Origin of the sequence: Gordonia terrae (assembly GCF_001698225.1) — a bacterium.
Taxonomy (GTDB): Bacteria; Actinomycetota; Actinomycetes; order Mycobacteriales; family Mycobacteriaceae; genus Gordonia; species Gordonia terrae.
Genome location: NZ_CP016594.1, coordinates 2,995,287 through 3,015,494, shown reverse-complemented (window position 1 = coordinate 3,015,494; position 20,208 = coordinate 2,995,287). Strand labels below are relative to the sequence as shown.

The following is a 20,208-nucleotide window of genomic DNA, read 5'->3' as shown; positions in this document are numbered from 1 at the left end:
GGAGGGTTTCTGTGGCTTAGGCTTTGGTGCCGCCGCCGCGGGTGTGGCGAGGTTTGCGGGTGAGGTATTCGCTGAGCACTTCACGCTCGGCGGGTGTCACGGTTTGAGCGAAGTGCATCAGTACTGCCGCGGAGTCCCCGCTGGCGTCGAGGACCTGACGCAAGGTGCGTGAGGTGGCCTCTTCGCGGGTCTGCATGGGGAAGTACCGGTAGGCGCGGCTGACCTTTTCTCGACCCACGAACCCTTTTTTGTGCAGGTTGGTGACGACGGTGAGCACTGTGGTGTAGGCCGGTTCGCGGTCGTGGAGTTCCTCGACTAGGTCGTGCACCGACATCGCTGCGCCGGCCGACCACAGCACGTCCATCACTGCGCGTTCCAGCGAACCCAGCCCAGTCATTTTCACCCACCATCTCTAGATGCGGGTCAATCTTACGACGGACTACCTCAGTTAGTAGCTCGGTCCCGTTGAGGCGCATCGGCAGGGCCGCGAGGCCGACAGTGTTCGAAGGCCACGGATAATTCGGTGCCATGGGTGCTGCGGTGGATGTGACGTCGTGTTGTGGTCGGCAACGTGATGGTGAAGGTGGCTCCGTGTCCGGTTCCCAGGCTTTCGGCGAGCAAGGTGCCCCCATGGTCTTCGACGATGGAGCGGGCGATGGTGAGGCCGATGCCGCTGCCGCCGGCGTCTCGGGTCCGTGAGGAGTCGGTGCGGTAGAAGCGGTCAAAGATGTGTGGAAGGTGTTGAGCGGGAATGCCGTCACCGCAGTCGACGACGCTGATGCGCACCGCGTGTGCCGGGGCGGTGTCGGCTTTCACTACGACCCGCTGGCCTGGGGAGCTGTGTCGCAGCGCGTTAGTGAGCAGATTGAGCAGTACTTGGCTCATCCGTTCGGCATCGACGTCGATGTGTACGCGCGAGGCGGTGGTGACGATGCCCAGCGTGACTTCGGCGTCAGTGAATAGCTCGGCGGCTTCTTCGTAGGTCGCGATGAGCAGTTCGTTGACAGTGATCGTCGCCGGGTGGAGGGGCATTTGATGCTCGTCGGCGCTGGATACGGTCGCGATGTCCTCGGCGAGACGTTGCAGCCGGGTGGTGGCGGTGCGCACGACGTCGAAGGTGTGGGAGTCGGGAGCCCGGATTCCGTCTTCGACGGCGTCGGTGATCGCGCCGATGGTGGTCAACGGGGTACGCAGTTCGTGGGCAAGGTCTGAGAGCATCCGCTTACGGATGTCGTCTTGTGAATCCAACCGTTGGGCAAGTTGGTTGATAGCGTGGCTGAGCTGGGTGAACTCGGTGCCGAGCTGGCGATCAGGCACGCGTGTGCGGTAGTTGCCGGCGCCAATAGCCACGGCTGAGCGGGCGACGCTGGCGACTGACTGTTGCACGCGCCGAGCTAGAAACCAGCTGACGGCCGTCGCCAGGATCGTTGAGGTGATCAATGCGGCAGACATTGAGACGACGATCGAGGAAGTGAACGCGGCTTCGACATGTTCGGCCTGAACTGACCCTGGTTCGAGGCGAGCTTGGCCAAGATGGTCGTGGAAGGTGTGTGGAGCGACGAACAGTGCCACGATCGCGATGCTGATGCCGCCGCCGCCGATGACGATAGCCTGAGCCAGCATGAGCCGAGAGCCAAAGCTGCCCGGGATACGCAACCGTCGACGCTCATCGTTCATCGCTGGCTCCTCGAGGTTGGCCGTCACCCATCCGGTAGCCCACTCCGCGAACGGTGCGGATGAATCGGCCGGCCGCGGCGCTGTCGCCGAGTTTGCGGCGCAGACTGGCGACATGGACTTCGACGACGTGGGTATCGCCAACCCAGTTCGGTCCCCAGATTTCGGTGAGCAGTTGCTCTCGACTGAACACAACACTGGGCCGCCGCGTGAGCGCTTCAAGAACGTCGAACTCAGTCCGAGTCAGCTCTACGAGTGTGCTCTGCACCTGGACTTCACGACTCCGAGGGTCGAGCGTGAGCTCCCCTATCGTCCGCGGGTGAGCCTCGCCGGTCGGGGTCTCCCGCGGTCGGCGCAGCATGGCGTCGATGCGAGCCATCAGCTCACGAGGGCGAAATGGTTTCGTGAGGTAGTCATCAGCCCCCACCGACAGGCCGATGACAGTGTCGACTTCGTCCGCGCGAGCTGTGACCATCACGATGTAAGCGTTGGTGAAGGTGCGTAACTGTCGACAGACCTCGACGCCATCGATTGACGGCAAGCCCAGGTCGAGGATGACTACCGCCGGACTCGCCATGCGTGCGGCGGCGAGTCCCTCCTGGCCGTCGGGCGCAACGGTGACCGTGAACCCGCTGCGCTGAAGGTAGTCAGCAACGACTTCGGCAATGTCGGGCTCGTCTTCGATTACCAGAGCGTGCAGACCGTGCGGTGGTCGGACCGCCGGCCCGTGGAGGTCGTCGACGACGTTGCGATCTTGGGGCACGCCCCTATGGTGGCGGTGGTCTACACGATCATCCAACCTCGTGGGCATTCTTGAGCAGATCTTGATCTGAACTGCTGATCAGCCTTGAGGTTCGGTGGGCAAGGTGGCGGTGTCGCCGGGTGGAACGTTATGACACAGTTCCCTCTCGCACTGCCAATCTGATTTCTGCCCGGCGGCGTCCTGTTCAACAACGCAGAGGATGCCCGTGTGACTGTCTCCTACAGCCTCACCACCAGTGATCCATTCGCCACTACTTTCCCCGCCGAAGCCGCGTCGCCCCGTGCTGGGCTCAGCCGTCAGTTGGTGGGCGGCACCCCGGTGTTGCGCATCGAGGAACCCTTCGCCGAGTACGGGCGCGGCTTCTGGGCTAAGCTGGAGGGCTTCAACCCCGGTGGTATGAAAGACCGGCCTGCGCTGCACATGGTGGAACGCGCCCGCGCCCGTGAAGAGCTGGCCCCAGGGGCGCGGATCATCGAATCGACCAGTGGAACACTGGGATTAGGCCTGGCACTAGCGGGCATAGTGTTCGGGCATCCGGTGACCTTGGTGACCGATCCGGGACTGGAACCGATCTTGCGGCAGATGCTCGCCGCCTACGGCGCCCGGGTCGATGTCGTCAGCGATCCGCATCCGGTCGGGGGTTGGCAACAAGCCCGCCGTGACCGCGTGCGCACCTTGCTCGAGCGTGACGAGGCCGCGTGGTGTCCCGACCAGTATTCCAACCCCGACAACGTGACCGGTTACAGCTCGTTGGGTGTGGAGTTGATCGCGCAGCTGCGACACATCGATGTGCTGGTGTGCTCGGTGGGCACCGGTGGGCACTCAGCCGGTGTGGCTCATACTCTGCGGCAGTTCAACCCTGAGCTGGAGGTTGTGGGCGTAGACACCATCGGCTCGACGATCTTCGGCCAACCGGCACAGTCACGGATCATGCGGGGACTTGGCTCGAGCATCTACCCCCGCAACGTCGCCTATGACCAGTTCAGCGAGGTGCACTGGGTGGCGCCGGCCGAAGCAGTCTGGGCATGTCGCACCCTGGCCGCCACGCATTACGCCACCGGCGGCTGGAGCGTGGGCGCGGTGGCCCTGGTCTCGGGCTGGCTGGCGCGCACTCGTTCGGCCGATACGCGCATCGCGGCGGTGTTCCCCGATGGCCCCGCCCGCTACTACGGAACCATTTACAACGACGAGTACTGCCGCGCTCACGACCTGATCGGCGCCCCGGCGCCCACTGAACCCCGCACCATCGACGATCCGCTCACCCAGGTCGCGAGCACCTGGACGCGGTGCCCTACCATCATCGACCCCACTGGCGTGCCGCACGCCGAGCCCACAACCTGACCTATGCGACGCCTCTACCGCAGTTTCCGCAGCTTCGATCGCCCCAGCCAAGTGCTGATGGTCAACCAGTTCACCATCAATCTCGGCTTCTACATGCTCATGCCCTACCTCGCGGCCTACCTCGCCGGCCCGCTGGCCTTGGCGGCATGGGCAGTGGGCCTGGTCCTGGGGATACGCAACTTCTCCCAACAGGGCATGTTCCTGATCGGGGGAACACTCGCTGACCGCTGGGGTTACAAACCGCTCATCATCGCCGGATGCCTGATGCGAGTCATCGGATTCGTCCTACTGGCCCTGGCCAGTTCGTTGCCGGCGATCCTGATCGCCTCGGCGGCAACGGGATTCGCCGGGGCGCTGTTCAACCCCGCCGTACGCGCATACCTGGCCGCCGACTCCGGTGAGCGTCGCATCGAAGCATTCGCCGTGTTCAACGTCTTCTACCAGGCCGGGATCCTGCTTGGGCCGCTGGTCGGACTAGGGCTGACCGCCCTGGACTTCCGGCTCACCTCCCTCTGTGCGGCAGCAGTTTTCGCGGTCCTGACCCTCGTTCAGATCAAAGCGCTACCCGCAACAACACCCGCCCCGAGCAGCACCTCGATCATTCAGGACTGGCGCGGCGTCGTACGTAACCGGCGATTCCTGCTCTTCGCTGTGGCGATGGCCAGCTCGTATGTGCTGTCCTTCCAGGTTTACCTCGCCCTGCCCCTACAAGCCGACCGCATCACAGACAACCCCACCCTCGCCACCGGCATTGTCACCGCCATGTTCGTGGTGACCGGGCTGGTGGCCATCGCCGGACAGCTACGCATCACCACATGGTTCGGCAACCGCTGGGGCAGCACCGGCAGCCTAAGCGTAGGAATGACGCTGATGGCTACAGCCTTCCTTCCCCTAGTCGCCAGCGCCGCAACGCATCAGCGCAACCTCGCCCTCAACATCGCCGCCCTGCTGCTCACCGCAGCCCTGCTCGCCGCCGCCACCGCAGCAGTGTTCCCATTCGAAATGGACACCGTGGTGGGACTGGCCCGCGGCACGCTTGTCGCCACCCACTACGGGCTCTACAACACCATCGTCGGGATAGGGATTCTGCTCGGCAACGCCGCGACCGGGTGGCTGTTCAGCGCGGCCACCACCCGCGACATGCCCGAACTGGTGTGGATCGCTCTAGTTCTCACCGGCATGGCGGCGGCGTCAGCCCTGTTGCTGTTGTACCGCCGCGGATGGCTCGGTTTCACCGCCACCACCGAGGCCCAGTCCACCACCACCCGTTGATTACCCTAGGGGGGTAGGGTATAAATATGGCGTGGCGAGGCGCCACAGCGACAGACCCCCTGAGGGTCGTCGGCACCACAGCTGTAACGAAAGGGCACATCTCATGAGCACATCGACAGTGATCGTCTCCGGAATGACGTGTGGGCACTGCGCGTCGTCGGTGCGTGAAGAAGTCGGAGCACTGGCCGGCGTGACTGACGTCGAGGTCGACGTGGCTAGCGGGCACGTCACCATCTCCAGCTCGGCCCCGATCGAGCCCGACGCGATCCGCGGCGCGGTCGAAGAGGCCGGCTACCACCTGGCGCAGTAGCCGAATGGGGGGCTGAGGTGTCTGCCCCGCCGAGGACTTCAGCCCCCCGGGCGGCGTGTGTGTCGGCCAACCCCGATGACAGGAATCCAGCGATGAATGTTCCAACCAAGCTCGGCGTCTTCGCCGCGGCTCTGCTGATAGTTTTCGCCGCGGCCTACGCCATCGCCGCGGGTATCGCTCCCGATCGGCCGCGCCCGTCGTCCGCCGAGTCCACCCATGCCGGCCACACTGCCCACCCGCCATCGTCTTCGTCCCCGGGTGCCGATCAGGTCCGCGGAGTTTCGATGGCAGCAGGCGGCTTCATCCTGGGGAATGTGGTGGCACCCCATGCTTCCGGGGTGCACGCACCGCTGAGCTTCGAGATCCTCGACGCCACCGGGGCCGCGGTCACCGACTACGCCACCGAGCACGACAAACAGCTGCACCTGATCGTCGTCCGCGCGGATGGCACCCACTTCCGACACGTGCACCCCACCCTCTCGCCCGACGGGCGCTGGACGCTGCCTTGGCAGTGGGCGACGGGAGGCAGCTACCGGATCTACGCCGACTTCGTGCCCGCCGCCACCGGCCAACCCCTCACCCTGACCAGCACCGTCGAAGTCAGGGGTGACTACCAGCCGGCCCCACCCGCCGCCGAATCACGACAGTCACCCGTCGACGGGTTCGACATCGAACTGGCCGGGCACCTGCGCGCAGGAGCCGAGTCCGAACTCACGGTCACCGTGCGGCGAGCAGGACAACCAGTCACCAGCTTGCAGCCGTATCTGGGCGCTTTCGGTCATTTGGTGGCTCTCCGTCAGGGCGATCTGGCCTACCTGCATGTTCACCCTGAGGGCGCGGCACCGACCGCCGGTCAACTCGCGGGACCACAGGTCCGCTTCGCCACCACCGCCCCCACCCCGGGCCGCTATCTGCTCTACCTCGACTTCCAGGTCCAGGGCGCTGTGCACACCGCCACCTTCGTTCTCGACGCCCCCACCGGCACCCCTGCCCCGACACCTGACTCCACGGCCCCCTCGGCCGATCCGCACGCCGGACACTAACTCGCTGACCAGCGCCGCCCGAGGCACTCACCGAGGCACTCACCCATGAGGAACTCCCCCAATGACCACCTCAGCTCCTATCCACCCACCTACGGCCACCGCCGAGCGAACGGGCATGGCCGATATCGAACTCGCCGTGTCGGGCATGACGTGTGCGTCGTGCGCGGCACGCATCGAACGCACACTGAACAAACTCGACGGAGTGAGCGCCTCGGTGAACTACGCCACCGAAAAGGCTCACGTCACCACACACGCTGGTGTCGACCCACACCTGCTGATCGAGACCATCGAACAGGCCGGGTACCGCGCTGCGCTGCCCGCCACTCCCACCAAAGGCGCCGCCCTCGACGATGACCCTTCGGACGACGACGGGGAGCTCGTGGCGTTGCGTCACCGACTGATCGGGGCGGTGGTTCTCTCGGTACCGGTGATCGCGCTGGCAATGGTCCCGGCGTGGCAGTTCACCTACTGGCAGTGGGCGTCGTTGACATTGGCCGCGCCAGTGATCGTATGGGCGGCATGGCCGTTTCATCGCGCCGCGTTGCTCAACCTGCGCCACGGTGCGGCCACCATGGACACCCTCATCTCGGTCGGCACCACCGCGGCGCTGTTGTGGTCGTTGTATGCGTTGTTCTTCGGCACCGCCGGACAGCCAGGCATGACCCACGGACTCACCTTGACTGTCAGCGCCTCTGACGGTGCAGGCAATATCTACCTCGAGGTCGCTGCGGGGGTGACGATGTTCGTCTTGGCTGGCCGCTACTTCGAGAAGCGCTCTAAAGGGCGAGCCGGTGCGGCGTTGCGGGCCTTGTTGGAGCTCGGCGCCAAAGATGTCACGGTGCTCAGGGACGGCCACCAGCATCGGATACCGATCGGCGAGCTGGCCGTCGACGACGAGTTCATTGTGCGGCCCGGCGAGAAGATCGCCAGCGACGGTGTGGTGGTGTCGGGCACCTCGGCAGTCGATGCCAGCATGGTCACCGGCGAGTCGATGCCAGTCCAGGTCGCCCCCGCCGACACCGTGACCGGCGGAACGGTCAACGCCGGCGGACACCTGCGTGTGCGGGCCTCCCGCGTGGGGGCAGACACCCAACTCGCGCAAATGGCCGCGATGGTCGAACGCGCCCAGACCGGAAAGGCCCACGCCCAGCGACTGGCCGACCGGATCTCGAGCGTCTTCGTGCCGGTGGTCATTGTGATCGCCGTCGCTGTCCTCGGCGCGTGGATTGGTGCCGGCTATCCCCTGCAGGCGGCGTTCACCGCCGCGGTCGCTGTGCTGATCATCGCCTGCCCGTGCGCGCTGGGACTGGCCACCCCGACCGCACTTCTGGTCGGTACCGGCCGCGGAGCCCAACTCGGCATCGTGATCAAAGGCCCCGAAGTCCTCGAATCCACCCGAACCGTCGACACCGTTGTCCTAGACAAAACCGGCACGATCACCACAGGCCAGATGACACTCGTCCAGGTCACCACCTCCCCCTCCACCACTCGCGACGACGTGCTCGCCCTCGCGGGGGCGGTGGAAAACGCCTCCGAGCACCCCGTCGCGGCCGCCATCGCTGCTGGTGCAGCCGCCGAAGTCGGGCCGCTCGACCAGGTCGAAGATTTCCGCAACTTCGAAGGTCGAGGCGTGCGCGGCACGGTCCAGGGACGTGTGGTCACCGTCGGGCGTCCGACTCTGCTGGCCGAACACGACATCGCCGTTGATGACCCTCACCTCACCGAGGCACAGACCGCCGCTGAAGAAGCCGGACAGACCGCCGTACTCGTCGCCTGGGACGGCCGCGCCCATGCGGTCCTGACGGTTGCCGATGCGATCAAACCCACCAGCGCACATGCCATCACCCGGCTCACCGCACTGGGGATGACGCCCATCCTGCTGACCGGCGACAATCAGACCGTCGCCGACACCGTGGCCGCTGAGGTCGGTATCGACACCGTCATCGCCAACGTCTTGCCAGCCGACAAAGCCGCCGTCATCACAGACCTGCAATCCGAAGGCAAGGTAGTGGCCATGATCGGCGACGGCGTCAACGACGCCGCCGCCCTGGCCCACGCCGATCTCGGGCTGGCGATGGGCACCGGCACCGACGCCGCCATGCATGCCGCCGACATCACCCTGGTCCGCGCCGACCTCAACGCCGCCGCCGACGCGATCGCCTTGGCACGCACCACTCTGAAAACGATCAAAACGAATCTGTTCTGGGCATTCGCCTACAACGTCGCCGCGATACCGCTGGCTGCGCTGGGACTGCTCAACCCCATGCTGGCCGGCGCCGCCATGGCGTTCTCCAGCGTGTTCGTTGTCAGCAACAGCCTGCGGCTACGCGCCTTCACCAGCCCGGCCCACTCAGCGTCCACAACTCCATCCACCAACCCCTCTACGCATACCCCCAAGGGGTATAAGGTGACGGTATGAACGAGCACTCCTCCCCCGAGCACTCTTCCCCTGGTTACGCCGGTCACGACGCCGCCGACGAACGCCACCACGGCCAACTCGCCGCAGCGTCACACAACCACCACGATCACCATGCTGAGCGCGCCCGCGCAGACCATGATCAGGCCGAACATGATCACGCCGGGCATGGCGGGCATGCGGGCCATGGTGATCACGTCGGGCAGTTCCGCCGGCTGTTCTGGATCATGCTGGCCCTAGCTGTGCCGGTCGTGGCCTTTTCGCCCATGTTTGCGATGCTCATCGGCTACGGTCTGCCCGATAGCGAAGTGCTGCAGTGGGTCTCACCGGCGCTGGGTACGGTGATGTACTGCTGGGGTGGGCGGCCGTTCCTGGTAGGCGCCTATGCAGAACTGCGGTCGCGCGCACCGGGAATGATGCTGTTGATCGGTTTGGCGATCACGGTGGCTTTCGTGGCGTCCTGGGGTGCGAGCATCGGTGTGTTGCACCACGAACTGGACTTCTGGTGGGAACTGGCTCTGCTCATCGTGATCATGCTGTTGGGGCATTGGATCGAGATGCGGTCGCTGGCCCAGACGACCTCGGCCCTGGACTCGCTGGCCGCGCTGCTGCCCGATGAGGCCGAACGCGTCGATGGCGACCAGATCACCACCGTTACTCCCAGTGAGCTGCAGGTCGGAGATGTGGTAATCGTGCGCCCCGGGGCCAGCGTCCCGGCCGACGGTCGCGTCGTAGACGGCTCGGCCGAGCTCGATGAATCCATGGTCACCGGAGAATCGCGCACGGTGCGCCGCGGCATCGGTGATCAGGTGGTGGCCGGCACGGTGGCCACCGACTCGGGGCTGCGGGTCCAGATCACCGCCACCGGCGATGACACGGCGCTGGCCGGGATTCAGCGCCTGGTGGCAGACGCGCAGAACTCCACCTCCCGCGCCCAGCGGCTAGCCGACTCCGCTGCAGCGCTGCTGTTCTGGTTCGCGCTCGGCTCAGCGATCATCACCGCCATCGTGTGGACAGTCATCGGTCAACCCGACCAGGCGGTGATTCGTACCATCACCGTGCTGGTCATCGCCTGCCCGCACGCACTCGGCTTGGCTATCCCTCTGGTGGTGGCCATTGCCACCGAACGCGCCGCCCGCGGCGGCGTGCTGGTCAAAGACCGATTGGCACTTGAGGCCATGCGCACTGTGGATGCGGTGCTGTTCGACAAGACCGGGACGCTGACCAAGGGTGAGCCCACCGTGATCGAGATCGCCGCCGCCGACGGCGTCGATGAGGACACCGTGCTCACCCTGGCCGCCAGCGCCGAAGCCGGCAGTGAGCACCCGCTGGCGCGAGCGATTGTCGCAGCAGCCGGCGACCGCGCCCAGCCGGTGCCGGCGGCCACCGACTTCACCTCGTCACCGGCGGTCGGTGTCACCGCTCGCGTCAAGGGCGCCACAGTGCGGGTAGGCGGGCCCCGCATGCTCGAGGAACAGGGCCATCAGGAACTGGCCATCGCCGATCGCTGGCGCGCCGACGGCGCAATCATCCTGCACGTCACCCGCAACACGGAGCTGATCGGAGCTCTCAAACTCGCTGACGAGGTGCGCGGGGAATCCCGCCAAGCCGTCGAGGCGCTGCACGCCCGCGGGGTCGAGGTCGTGATGATCACCGGCGACGCCGAAGCAGTCGCGCACACCGTCGCTCACGACCTCGGTATCGACCGGGTGTTCGCCGGTGTACGCCCGGAAGACAAAGCCAGCAAAGTGGCCGAACTGCAGCACGAAGGCCGCAAGGTGGCGATGGTAGGCGACGGCGTCAACGACGCCCCCGCCCTGGCCCAAGCCGATGTGGGCATCGCGATCGGGGCCGGCACCGACGTCGCGATCGCCTCGGCCGGGGTCATCCTCGCCAGCGACGACCCCCGCTCGGTGCTGTCGGTCATCGAGCTGTCGGACGCCAGCTACCGAAAAATGAAGCAGAACCTCTGGTGGGCAGCGGGATACAACCTGATCTCGGTACCGCTGGCCGCCGGAATTCTCGCGCCCATCGGGTTCGTCCTTCCAATGTCGGTCGGAGCGATCCTGATGTCAGCCTCGACGGTCGTGGTCGCACTCAACGCGCAACTGTTACGCCGACTCGACCTGCACCCAGGCGCGAGTACAGTGCGTGCACTGCAGCACAACCGACCGCGATCGACTGAGAAAGTGAGTCCATGACCACTGCCTCCGCACCGGGAAACTCCTCCGCGCCGGGACAATCCTCCGCCTCGCAACACTCTTCCCGCGGCTACATCAGCGACAAAGGCAAATACCTGGCCCGGCTCAAACGCATCGAAGGGCAATCCCGAGGTATCCACCGGATGGTCGATGAGGAGCAATACTGCATCGACATCCTGACCCAGATCTCGGCGCTGACCAAAGCCCTGGAAGGGGTGGCGCTAGGTTTGCTCGACGACCACCTCACCCACTGTGTGCTCGATGCCGCCCACGCCGGCGGCGAGGAGGCGCAGGAAAAGATCGCTGAAGCCTCGGCGGCCATCGCTCGCCTCGTTCGTTCCTGACCCACCACGGGCTGGCTCGTCACAGGCGTGGTTCGCCCACCCACTGCGGCACCACCGGCCCCGGCACGCGGGCGTCGGCATCAACGGCCATCGCCAGAACCACCCCGCGATCGGCCAGCCACTGTGCCGGATCGACGTTGACTCCCGTCGGATCGAGAACCTCGAAATGCAGATGAGGGCCGGTCGAGACCCCACGGTTGCCTACTGTGGCGATCGATTGCCCCATTCGTACCTGCGCGCCCTGCTCGAGCAGATTCTCGTCATTGTGGCCGTAGGTGGTGATCGTGCCGTCATCGTGCCGGATCCGCATCCACAACCCGAACCCCTCGGCAGGTCCGGAGGTGATGACCTCCCCATTAGCCACCGCGACAATCGGCGCGCCCAGATCATTGCCGATATCAATGCCCTGATGGCCCCGCCCGTCACCGAAGGTGGACGTGATCTCACCCGCAGTCGGCGCCACTGCACCGCCACTACCGGGCAGCAACGGCGTCGGCGTCCCGGGTTCCTGCGGCTGGGGGCCATGCGGCTCGTTCGGATCGTGCGGCACGATCGCGGCGATCAGGGTGGCCACCAGCCGAGCCAGCGGTAACGCGTCGATGATCCGGAACCCGTCTATCGGATTAATGAGCGAAAACGTGCCGAAGCACTGCAGCGCGGTCGCACTGCCCGCATCGCCGACGCTGCCCGACTGAGCTTGAGCACCTAGGCAAGACGCCGCCTGCGTGATCGGCTCCCCCAAACTCGCCGCCGCGGCACCACCCAAAGCGGCCTTCACCGAATCCTGCACGATCGCGATCAACTCCCCGGCCACATGTCCATCGGTCGAGGCCGCCGCCGGTGCGGTGGCAATCACAGGCGCAACACCCACACACATCGCCGCTGCCACCCCCATAACCTTGGGGCCCCACTGCTGCCCCACCTTGACCCGTAGCGATGTCAACACCGTCTGCATGCGGTCGGCCCCTTCTCCACGGACGTCATAGACCCACGCACCAGTGCCGTGCGTGTACCCGCGAGATCACACCACAAGTCACTTGTGCCCCACCAGTCACACGCGACACCTCGACGAAGTGAACTATTGGGGCATTGGCGGCCGTGTTTGCGCAGTTCACGGCCCGTTTTGTGGGTGTAAGGTAGGCGACTAACTACTATCGGTGTTAGTAGAATCGTTATCGAAGCGCCGCCGGGCGGTGGCGAAGTATCACTCTTGAAGGAGGAGATCGATGAGAGCCACACGAACCGGTGTCGTCGTTGCTGCCGCGGCGGCTGTTCTGACAGTGGTGGCCGCGTGTTCGGACACCACGACCGAGGACCACTCCTCGATGACGGGCATGGGCACCAGCTCAACGAGCGCCGAATCGTCGGCGGCGGCCACTGCCGAACACAACAGCGCGGACATCTCTTTCGCCCAGCAGATGATCCCGCACCACACCCAGGCGATCATGATGAGCGACATCCTGCTGGAGAAAGACAACATCAACCCCCAGGTCGTCAGTCTGGCGCAGCAGATCAAAGACGCTCAGCAGCCCGAGATCGAACAGATGCAGTCGTGGCTGAAGCAGTGGGGAGCCCCACTCGAGGGCCAGGGCCACAACATGGACATGGACACGTCGATGGCACCGGGCGCCTCCCCGATGCCGTCGATGATGGGAATGATGTCGCCAGAACAGATGCAGCAGCTACGCGACGCGCAAGGAGCCGAGGCGTCGCGCCTGTTCTTGACGCAGATGATCGAACACCACCGCGGCGCCATCGCCATGGCCAAGACCGAAATCCAAGACGGTCAATCGCCCGAGGCGATCGCCCTGGCACGTCAGATCGTCACTGACCAAGAGAACGAAATCGCCAGGATGCAGCAGCTTCTCAACAACCCCTAGCGGTCGGGCCCGCCCGGGTCGGTCTCGGCTACACACACATCGCGATCACCATCGCCGCCACGACACCGGACACCGCCAGTGTGGTCGGCACCGCGACCACACCAGCCACCGCCGCGGCGGCACCCACATGATGACGCCGCGATCGGCACCGGCGACCGGAGTCCAAACGGCTCAGCCGAGGCCCCACCGACGACGAATCGCTGATCGAGAGCACACCCACCGGGCCCGCCACGGACCCCGAACGGGCCAACGCTCCCAATGCCGAGCAGACCGCCCGCGCACCCACCAGCTGGGCCGCGCGGGCATCGGCGGCCTGCTCGACCAAGTCGGAGACCTCACGGCCCGCCCGGCTGAACAACGGAATCAGCGGGAACGCACGCCCGAGAGCGCGGGCCGCCAACACCACGGCGTGATGACGTTGCCGCCGGTGTGCGCGCTCATGGGCAACGACGGCATCGAGTTCCTCACCGGACAACGCCGCCCGCAACCCGGTCGTGGCGGCGATGCCGGCTTTCTTACCCGGCAGACAAAACGCCATCGGCCGCCCGTCGGCGAGCCACCACACATCGGGATAGCGCTCACTGCGGGCGCCCACCAACCGCAACGACTGCAGATACTCCTCGCGAGCACCACGCATCCGCATCGCCGATCGCACCGCGATCGTCACTGCTCGGACAATCGCTGCCACGGTCACCGCCGCCAGCACGCCACCGGAGATCGCCTCCACCCGCGGGGATGCGCCGTGTGACAACACCCGCAGACACGACACCACCTCAGACAACGAATGGATGCCGAAATGACCGGGAACCGTCAGCGTCACAACAGCTCCCACCCACAGCAAGGCAAACATAACCTGTGCGGCCGGCCAGGCCACCAACACCCAACGAGCATCGATACGGCCCTGCACTCGAGCCATCCATCGAGGCCACAACCAGCCCAGCACACCTGCGGCAACAACTAACACCACCGCTGCACTCATGGATGCTCACCCATCGTTCGTCTCGATCCTCGACGCCTCGCCGTCTGCTCGCTGAGCCCACGGTCAACACACCCTTCCGGTGTGTCCGCACATCTGCACCACCAGCCAGTATGCCGCAGAGGTTCGCCCGTGACGCCGCAACTCCAGCACCCACCGCGTCGCTAACTACTAGGCTATATAGTAGTTTGATGACGCGGGTTGACCTGGCCTGCGCGTACCAGTTCGAGGAATACGCCGTGACCGAGACCCCGAGGGAAACGCACTGGCCCCCGGACGACCACCGTCGCCAGTATCTGCATGCCATGCGAGACGTCTACCGAGCACCCACGCCATACTCGGCCCACCAGTTTTTCTGCCGCGCCCACCACCTCAGCGTCACCTCGAACCGACGCCGCCACCTCGTCGCGCACATCGGTCTCGCCCGCCACCTCGCTGCGATCGGCGACCTCTCCGGGGCGCGTCACCACCTTGGTACCGTCCTGATCTCCCTCGTCCTCCAAAGACGTTGCGGTCAAGAATCTTCGCAACCTTCCACTCCCACCCAGATGTCGTGATCACGACGCCCCCAGAGGGCCAGGGTGACTCTCTACTCGGTCTCGCCGCCACGCCGAACACACCCACCACCAGAGCCGCCACTACCGAACTCGGCCCTACCCACGAGGTCCTCGATGTTGACCTGGAGCAGTTCCTCGGTGCGGGCGCAGGTTTCGTAGAGCATCCGCCACAGCGTCTTCTCCCGGAGGTCGATGTCGCGGCGGGCGATGAGCCGGTCGATCGCGGTGCGCGAGTGCACCGGGGTGGTGGAGTCCGGTGGAGTGGAGCGTTTCACCCAGGCCGGGACCGCCGGGGCGGTGTGGCCGTGCTCGCGGCACCACGCCAGCCACGACGCGACCGCGGCGCGGCGGGCGTTCCAGGTGTTGACTGCTGAGGAGCCCCACAGGGTTTCGAGGGTTTCACCGATCTCATCGTCGGCGACGTCGGCCAGCCGCCGGGTCTCGCCGAGCGTGGCGGTGGTCTTGTCGACGGCGATGCCGTAGGCGCGGCGGGTGTTCGGGGAGCCGATCGAGTCGAGGAAGCTGTCGCCGGCGGCGCGGACGGTGATCCCGGACGGCACGGTGGTACCTCCTCACTGGGCTTGCCGCAGATAACAGGTCCGCGTCGCGCACCGCCGGAGCGGAGTCGGCGCAGGCCGGATGTCATGATGCTACAGATAACAGGGTGTTATCCGTGGCAGTCGGAAAATGGCCTCACCCGAGTACCGGGCGATGCTCATGGGGTGTCTATGCGCCGATTTCGCGGTGGACGCCGCCGGCGGCGGTGTTGACCGCTTCGGCGAGGGTGGGGTGGATGTGGATGGCTTGGGCGAGTTGGGTGTAGGTGGCGCCGGTGGTCATGGCGATGACGGCCTCGTGAACGAGGTTCCCGCCGTCGGGTCCGGCGATGTGGCAGCCGAGGATACGGTCGGTGGCGGCGTCGGCGACGAATTTGACCAGGCCGCGGGTGTTGCCGATGGCGCGGGCTTTCACGACGCCGGTGAAGTCCTGGCGCCCGACGACGACGTCGTAGCCGGCGGCGCGGGCGGCAGGTTCGGTGAGCCCGACGGCGCCGACTTCGGGGTCGGTGAACACCGCGTGCGGCACGATGCGCCCGGTTGTGGTGCGGTCCTGGCTTCGGAATATGGTGCGGTAGACGATGTCGGCGTCGTCGCGGGCGGTGTGGGTGAACATGGGCCCGCCGCGCAGATCGCCGAGCGCCCAAACATTTTCGGCGTCGGTGCGCAGGGAGGCGTCGACGGTGAGGAAGCCCTGTGGGTCGGGTTCGAGACCGAGGTACTCGAGGCCGAGATTGTCGCTGTTGGGGGTGCGTCCTGTCGCGATCAGCAGGTGGCTGCCGGTGATGTCGTCGGCTTCGCTGCCGGTGCAGCCGAGCCGGATGTTCCCGGTGGTGCCGGTGGCCGCGGTGCAGGTGGTGCCGGTGAGCACGGTGATGCCGTCGGCGGTCATGCCCTCGCTGACGGCGGCGGAGATGTCGGGGTCCTCGCCGGGCAGCAGCCGGTCGGCGCGTTGGATGAGGGTGACCTCGGAGCCGAATCGCCGGAACATTTGGGCGAACTCGCAGCCGACGTAGCCTCCGCCGACGACGAGCAGATGTGAGGGCAGGTCGGTGAGGTCCAGCAGGGTGCGGGAAGTGAAGTAGGGGACGGTGTCGAGGCCGTCGATGGCGGGGATGGTGCTGCGGGTGCCGGTGACCAGCAAGATCCGGTCGGCGGTCAGGTCGGTGCCGTCGACGGTGAGTGTGCGGGGTGCGGTGAAATGTCCTGTGGCGTGGTAGAAGTCGAGGTCCGTTGATTTCTCGACGGTGCGGTAGGAGCCCGCGCGGATGGAGTCGACGATGGTGTTCTTGCGGTCGACCACGGCGGCCAAATCGACGGTGACCGGTCCGGGTAGGCGGACCCCGAATTCGGCGGCGCGGCGCGCCTGGTGCGCCACGGCGGCGGAGGCGATCATGGTCTTGGTGGGGATGCAGCCGCGGTTGAGGCAGGTCCCGCCGAGCAGTTCTTTCTCCACGAACGCGACGCGGCCGTGCCGGGCCGCGCGCAGCGCGAGCGGCAGGCCGGCCATGCCGCCGCCGAGTACCAGGGTGTCGTAGCGTTCGCTCATGTGCTCGGTGCCTTTCCTCGATCGAATCGCTCTGGAAGGGGTACGGCAGTCGACCGGTCGGCGCGGTCAGCGCGCGTGTTTCTCCTCGATTGTGGCGGGTGCGGGGGCGCAGCAGGCGACCATCACCAGCACGCCACCGGCCACTGCGAGCAGACCACCGAACCCGCCCGAGTCGTTGTCGGGTGTGTTCATCGCCTTGTTGTCGGGTGTGTTCATCGCCGCCCACTACCGTCCGCGGCGGGGATGCGCGGGCAGCAGCCCAGCGCGGCGGAGTTGTCGGCCGCCAGCGACCGCGCCAGCATCACCAGGTCAGCTACCCGCGGATCACCCACGGAGTACCGCAGTTTCTTCCCGTCGCGGCGCGCGAGGACATACCCGCAGTCGGCCAGGCAGGACAGGTGTACCGACACCCGGGGCTGCGAGATGCCGGCGTGTTCGACGCAGTCGGCGGAGGTGCGCTCCCCGGCGAGGATGAATTCGAGGAGCTTGAGCCGGGTCGGATCCGACAGGGCGCGAAAAAACTTCGCCGTCGTATCCAGATGCGTACACGCCGACTCGGCACCGGGCACGGTGACAGTGGCGGTGGTGGACCGGGCCATGGGATCGCCTCCACGAGACTTGAACTATTCGGATAAGCGCATAATATGATTCCGGTAGATATTCGTCAACACGAATAGCAGCCGTTGTCGGTTCAGCGGTTGCCCGACCAGGAGGCACCCTCGTGACCTTGACAGATTCCCGCGCCGATCTGGCGATCATCGGTTCCGGCTCGGCGGCGTTCGCCGCCGCCATCGCCGCGGTCAACCTCGGCAAACGGGTGGTGATGGTGGAGCGCGGGACGGTCGGGGGCACGTGCGTGAACGTCGGGTGTGTGCCCTCGAAGGCGCTGCTGGCCGCCGCCGAGGCCCGCCACGCCGCCGAGGCGGCGGGCCGGTTCCCCGGGCTCACCCCCGCCGAGGTGCCGCTGGATTTCCCCGCCCTGATCGCGGGCAAGGACGCGCTGGTCGGGCAGCTGCAGGCGGAGAAGTATGTCGACCTGGCCGCCGACTACGGGTGGGAGATCGTCTCCGGCACCGCGGTGTTCGACGGCAGCGCCGAGGCACCCGTGCTGCGGGTCGCGCGCGCCGAGGGCGGTGTACGGGTGATCGAGGCCGACCAGTATCTGATCGCCACCGGTGCCGCGCCCTGGGCTCCGCCGATCGACGGCCTCGTTGAGGCCGGGTATCTGACCTCGACCACCGCCATGGACCTCCAGCAGCTGCCGGAGTCGCTGATCGTGGTGGGTGCGGGCTATGTGGGGCTCGAGCAGGCCCAGCTGTTCGCCCGCCTGGGCAGCAAGGTCACGGTGATCGCGCGTAGCCGGCTGACCTCGGGTGAGGAACCGGAAATCTCGGCCGCGCTCGAGGCCGTCTTCGCCCACGAGCGCATCGACGTGCTCACCACCGCCACCGTCGAGAAGGTCCTCGCCGACGACGGGCACAAGGTGGTGACCGTGCGCACCGGCGGCGGCGCCAGCACCGAGCTGCGGGCCGAGCAGGTGCTGATGGCCACCGGCCGCCGCCCCAACACCGCCGGGCTGGGCCTGGATGCGGTCGGCGTCGCCGTCGACGAGCGGGGCGCGGTCGTGGTCGACGACCGCCAGCGCAGCAGCAATCCGCGCATCTGGGCGGCCGGGGACGTGGCCGGGGATCCGCAGTTCGTGTACGTGGCCGCCGCGCAGGGCACCCTGGTCGCCGACAACGCCCTGGCCGGTGCCGATCGCGTCCTGGACTACACCACGGTGCCGCGCGTGACGTTCACCAGCCCCGCGATCGCCTCGGTCGGACTGACCGACGCGCAAGCCGCCGCGGCCGGGCTGGCCTGCCAGTGCCGGGTGCTGGGGTTGTCGAGCGTGCCGCGGGCGCTGGTCAACCGGGACACCCGCGGCCTGGTCAAGATCGTCGCCGAAGCCGGCACCGGCCGGATCATGGGCGTGCACGCCCTCAGCGACGGCGCCGGGGACCTGATCACCGCCGCCACCTATGCGATGACCGCGGGTCTGACCGTCGACCGGCTCGCCCACACCTGGGCGCCGTACCTGACCATGGCCGAAGCGCTGAAACTGACCGCGCAGACTTTCACCACCGACGTCACCAAACTGTCCTGCTGCGCAGGCTGACGCCGTCGGACGGGAGGCAGTGATGAACGGACACATGACGATCGGGGACCTCTCGGCCCGCACCGGGGTGCCGGTGAAGGCGCTGCGCGAGTACACCGACCTCGGCCTGATCTACACCCTGGGCCGCAGCCCGGCCGGCTACCGCCTCTACACCGACGACGCGGAGTGGTGCGTGCGGTTCATCGGCGAGCTGCGCGGCCTCGGGCTCACCATCGCCGAGATCTGCCAGCTCACCTCCACCGACCGTGACGACCACGGCCGTTCGGTCGGCGCCCATCTCGCCGAGCTGCTGCAGCGGTCGCGGCAGCGGCTGCGCCAGCGCATCGCCGATGCCGAGCAGATCCTCGACCGCATCGACGCCTTCGAAACCGCACACCGTGCGCATCTGGCCACCGACGACCTGTGCTGGGCCGGTGACCCGTGCGGATGCGAGCTACGGGCTTGACCCTCACCCCGGGGACAGACCCTACCGTCGGCACCGTCACTGTCCGATCGCCCTCGAGGAGTCCGATCCCATGAGTACCGACAACCTCACTGCCGACGTTTTCGCCAAGATCCTGCCCGCCGGCCGGGACCGGGCGCTGATGCGCGCCGCGCTGCGGCTGCTCGCCCACGGCACCCCGGTCACCGTCACCGAACTCGCCGCCGCCGCGGGAGTGCCCGACCTCGACCCCGCGCAGACGCCGATCGGCGCCGACGTCGAATACGACGAGGCCGGCCGGATCGTCGGCTGGGGCCTGACCCTCAACCCGACCCCGCACCGGTTCAGCGTCGGTGGCCACCAGCTCTACACCTGGTGTGCCCCCGACACCCTCATCTTCCCCGCCGTCATCGGCGCACCCGCCTGCATCGAATCCGACTGCCCGATCACGGGCACCACCGTGCGCCTTACCATCGACCCCGTCACCGGAGTCAGCGACCTGGAACCGGCCACCGCGATGGTGGCCTTCGTCGACCCCGACCGGATCCAGCCCGGTCACCTCCGCGCCACCTGCTGCAACCCGCAGATGTTCCTCGCCACCTCCGACGCCGCCCACCACTGGCAGGCGAAATTCCCAGGCATGACGGTGCTGCCGGTCACCGACGCCTACCACCAGCTCGCCCGCCCCCTCGCCGACGCGATCACCGACCCGACCACGACCACCGGAACCAGCGCCTGCTGCTAGA

21 protein-coding genes are annotated in these 20,208 nt (G+C 66.7%); 11 read left to right on the top strand and 10 right to left on the bottom strand.

Going from position 1 to position 20,208, the window contains the following annotated elements:
- Positions 1-16: 16 nt before the first annotated feature.
- From BCM27_RS13575 to BCM27_RS13565, 3 genes are read right to left on the bottom strand one after another with little or no spacing between them, the layout of a single operon-like run.
- Positions 17-397, bottom strand: coding sequence for a BlaI/MecI/CopY family transcriptional regulator (locus BCM27_RS13575; RefSeq protein WP_033205923.1), 381 nt, complete (start codon positions 395-397; stop codon positions 17-19).
- A gap of 47 nt (positions 398-444) precedes the next feature.
- Positions 445-1,677: a sensor histidine kinase gene (locus BCM27_RS13570; protein ID WP_004018641.1), complete on the bottom strand. Its 1,233-nt coding sequence runs from the start codon at positions 1,675-1,677 to the stop codon at positions 445-447.
- The gene (locus BCM27_RS13565; RefSeq protein WP_004018640.1) at positions 1,667-2,437 is read right to left on the bottom strand and encodes a response regulator transcription factor; all 771 of its coding nucleotides are present in this window, start codon (positions 2,435-2,437) and stop codon (positions 1,667-1,669) included. Before BCM27_RS13565 ends, BCM27_RS13570 begins: the two co-directional genes overlap by 11 nt.
- Positions 2,438-2,644: 207 nt before the next feature.
- Between BCM27_RS13565 and BCM27_RS13560 the strand changes: the two genes are divergently transcribed.
- The 7 genes from BCM27_RS13560 (at position 2,645) to BCM27_RS13530 (ending at position 11,364) form a co-directional block, all read left to right on the top strand.
- Positions 2,645-3,778, top strand: coding sequence for a PLP-dependent cysteine synthase family protein (locus BCM27_RS13560; protein WP_004018639.1), 1,134 nt, complete (start codon positions 2,645-2,647; stop codon positions 3,776-3,778).
- 3 nt (positions 3,779-3,781) lie between these two features.
- Positions 3,782-5,050 (top strand): MFS transporter, encoded by a 1,269-nt coding sequence (locus tag BCM27_RS13555; protein ID WP_004018638.1) that lies wholly within the window; start codon positions 3,782-3,784, stop codon positions 5,048-5,050.
- A gap of 103 nt (positions 5,051-5,153) precedes the next feature.
- On the top strand, positions 5,154-5,360 hold the full coding sequence (locus BCM27_RS13550; protein WP_033205924.1) for a heavy-metal-associated domain-containing protein: 207 nt from the start codon (positions 5,154-5,156) through the stop codon (positions 5,358-5,360).
- 92 nt (positions 5,361-5,452) lie between these two features.
- Positions 5,453-6,403, top strand: coding sequence for a TolB-like translocation protein (locus BCM27_RS13545; RefSeq protein ID WP_004018636.1), 951 nt, complete (start codon positions 5,453-5,455; stop codon positions 6,401-6,403).
- A 61-nt stretch (positions 6,404-6,464) separates the two neighbouring features.
- The gene (locus BCM27_RS13540) at positions 6,465-8,822 is read left to right on the top strand and encodes a heavy metal translocating P-type ATPase (RefSeq protein ID WP_004018635.1); all 2,358 of its coding nucleotides are present in this window, start codon (positions 6,465-6,467) and stop codon (positions 8,820-8,822) included.
- Positions 8,819-11,020: a copper-translocating P-type ATPase gene (locus BCM27_RS13535; RefSeq protein ID WP_004018634.1), complete on the top strand. Its 2,202-nt coding sequence runs from the start codon at positions 8,819-8,821 to the stop codon at positions 11,018-11,020. The genes BCM27_RS13540 and BCM27_RS13535 overlap by 4 nt, the downstream gene beginning before the upstream one ends.
- Positions 11,017-11,364, top strand: a complete 348-nt coding sequence (locus BCM27_RS13530; RefSeq protein WP_004018633.1) for a metal-sensitive transcriptional regulator — start codon at positions 11,017-11,019, stop codon at positions 11,362-11,364. The genes BCM27_RS13535 and BCM27_RS13530 overlap by 4 nt, the downstream gene beginning before the upstream one ends.
- Positions 11,365-11,383: 19 nt before the next feature.
- Here the strand turns inward: BCM27_RS13530 and BCM27_RS13525 are convergent, their stop codons facing one another.
- The gene (locus BCM27_RS13525; RefSeq protein ID WP_004018632.1) at positions 11,384-12,319 is read right to left on the bottom strand and encodes a M23 family metallopeptidase; all 936 of its coding nucleotides are present in this window, start codon (positions 12,317-12,319) and stop codon (positions 11,384-11,386) included.
- Between the two features lie 271 nt (positions 12,320-12,590).
- Here BCM27_RS13525 and BCM27_RS13520 point away from each other — a divergent pair, with 271 nt between their 5' ends.
- Positions 12,591-13,244, top strand: a complete 654-nt coding sequence (locus BCM27_RS13520) for a DUF305 domain-containing protein (RefSeq protein ID WP_004018631.1) — start codon at positions 12,591-12,593, stop codon at positions 13,242-13,244.
- Between the two features lie 28 nt (positions 13,245-13,272).
- Here the strand turns inward: BCM27_RS13520 and BCM27_RS13515 are convergent, their stop codons facing one another.
- From BCM27_RS13515 to BCM27_RS13495, 6 genes are all read right to left on the bottom strand, one after another.
- The gene (locus BCM27_RS13515; protein ID WP_239450595.1) at positions 13,273-14,076 is read right to left on the bottom strand and encodes a M56 family metallopeptidase; all 804 of its coding nucleotides are present in this window, start codon (positions 14,074-14,076) and stop codon (positions 13,273-13,275) included.
- Positions 14,077-14,396: 320 nt separating this feature from the next.
- Positions 14,397-14,738 carry a hypothetical protein gene (locus BCM27_RS25950; RefSeq protein WP_004018629.1) on the bottom strand — a complete coding sequence of 114 codons (342 nt, stop codon included), beginning with the start codon at positions 14,736-14,738 and terminating at the stop codon, positions 14,397-14,399.
- A 71-nt stretch (positions 14,739-14,809) separates the two neighbouring features.
- Positions 14,810-15,337: a site-specific integrase gene (locus tag BCM27_RS13505; protein WP_004018628.1), complete on the bottom strand. Its 528-nt coding sequence runs from the start codon at positions 15,335-15,337 to the stop codon at positions 14,810-14,812.
- A 166-nt stretch (positions 15,338-15,503) separates the two neighbouring features.
- On the bottom strand, positions 15,504-16,883 hold the full coding sequence (locus BCM27_RS13500) for a dihydrolipoyl dehydrogenase family protein (RefSeq protein WP_004018627.1): 1,380 nt from the start codon (positions 16,881-16,883) through the stop codon (positions 15,504-15,506).
- Between the two features lie 66 nt (positions 16,884-16,949).
- Positions 16,950-17,099, bottom strand: coding sequence for a hypothetical protein (locus BCM27_RS25790; RefSeq protein ID WP_156036620.1), 150 nt, complete (start codon positions 17,097-17,099; stop codon positions 16,950-16,952).
- Positions 17,096-17,482 carry an ArsR/SmtB family transcription factor gene (locus BCM27_RS13495; protein ID WP_004018626.1) on the bottom strand — a complete coding sequence of 129 codons (387 nt, stop codon included), beginning with the start codon at positions 17,480-17,482 and terminating at the stop codon, positions 17,096-17,098. The genes BCM27_RS25790 and BCM27_RS13495 overlap by 4 nt, the downstream gene beginning before the upstream one ends.
- A 122-nt stretch (positions 17,483-17,604) precedes the next feature.
- Here BCM27_RS13495 and merA point away from each other — a divergent pair, with 122 nt between their 5' ends.
- The 3 genes from merA to merB all read left to right on the top strand — a co-directional run bounded on the left by merA (position 17,605) and on the right by merB (position 20,207).
- The gene (gene merA, locus BCM27_RS13490) at positions 17,605-19,041 is read left to right on the top strand and encodes a mercury(II) reductase (RefSeq protein ID WP_004018625.1); all 1,437 of its coding nucleotides are present in this window, start codon (positions 17,605-17,607) and stop codon (positions 19,039-19,041) included.
- A gap of 34 nt (positions 19,042-19,075) precedes the next feature.
- Positions 19,076-19,486 (top strand): MerR family transcriptional regulator, encoded by a 411-nt coding sequence (locus BCM27_RS13485; RefSeq protein WP_004018624.1) that lies wholly within the window; start codon positions 19,076-19,078, stop codon positions 19,484-19,486.
- Positions 19,487-19,556: 70 nt separating this feature from the next.
- On the top strand, positions 19,557-20,207 hold the full coding sequence (gene merB / locus BCM27_RS13480; RefSeq protein WP_004018623.1) for an organomercurial lyase MerB: 651 nt from the start codon (positions 19,557-19,559) through the stop codon (positions 20,205-20,207).
- Position 20,208 lies beyond the last annotated feature (1 nt).